Raw genomic sequence first — 1,249 nt, 5'->3', positions numbered from 1 at the left:
CCACCATCACCGACCAACCGCCCGGCGAAGGCGACAAGATCACCGTCACCATCGAAAGCAACGGCGACGTGCTGGAAGACGCGGCACCGAAGTTCACCGTCAAGGTCGACCAAGTCCTGAAACAGGACCTGACCGTCACCCTGAGCAACGGCGATACCGTCGTGATCAAGGCCGGCACCACCGAGACCCCGTACGAGCTCAAGGCTCAGGGCGACGACGTCTACAAAGACGGCCAGACCGTCGAAGTCGGCGTGACTGACGCTGTAATCGACGGCAAGTCCTTCGAAAACCTGGTACTCGGCGACAAGGCTACCGTGACCATCGGCGACACCATCAGCGAAGTCACCGCCACCCTGACCGTGGATAAAACCACTGTCACCGAAGGCGGCCAGATCACCTACACCGTGACCCTGACCAATGCCGCCGGCCTGCCAATGGGCGCCCATGGTCCGCTGGAATTCACCCTGTCCGACGGCACCGTGGTCAAGATCCCGGCCAACGGTACTTCTGGTACTGCCAGCGTTACCGCCAACGATGACATCTTCACCGGCGGCCAGCCAGCCATCGTCAACAAGCTGGAAAGCGTTTCTGGCGCCGAGCAGTTCGAACAACTGACCCTCGGCCAAGACAAATACACCACCGTCGTTACCGACGAGCCAGGTTCAGGCGATCCGACCAACCCGGCCAACGAAGGCGACAAGATCACCGTCACCATCGAAAGCAACGGCGACGTGCTGGAAAACGCCGCACCGAAATTCACCGTCAAGGTCGACCAGGTCCTCAAGCAGGACCTGACCGTGACCCTGAGCAACGGCGATACCGTGGTGATCAAGGCCGGCACCACCGAGACCCCGTACGAGCTCAAGGCTCAGGGCGACGACGTCTACAAAGACGGCCAGATCGTCGACGTCGGTGTTACTGACGCTGTAATCGACGGCAAGTCCTTCGAAAACCTGGTGCTCGGCGACAAAGCCAGCGTGACCATCGGCGACACCATTAGCGAAGTCACCGCCACCCTGACCGTGGATAAAACCACTGTCACCGAAGGCGGCCAGGTCACCTACACCGTGACCCTGACCAACGCCGCCGGCTTGCCAATGGGCAACCACGGCGAGCTGACCTTCAAGCTCTCCGATGGCACCACCATCACCGTGCCAGCCAACAGCGCCACCGGCAGCGCCACGGTCGTCACCACCAATGACATCTTCACTGGCGGCCAGCCTTCGCTGGTCAACAAGCTGGAATCCGT

General features: G+C 61.2%; 1 protein-coding gene. It reads left to right on the top strand.

The window, feature by feature from the left end:
- A partial coding sequence (locus tag AC3WQN_RS25415; RefSeq protein ID WP_492606971.1) for an immunoglobulin-like domain-containing protein occupies nucleotides 1–1,249 on the top strand: 1,249 nt, incomplete at both ends.

The sequence above is a fragment of the Pseudomonas sp. FW300-N1A1 genome (assembly GCF_058789115.1).
Note: the sequence above shows the minus strand (reverse complement) of the source record. Positions and strands in the feature narration are given on the sequence as shown.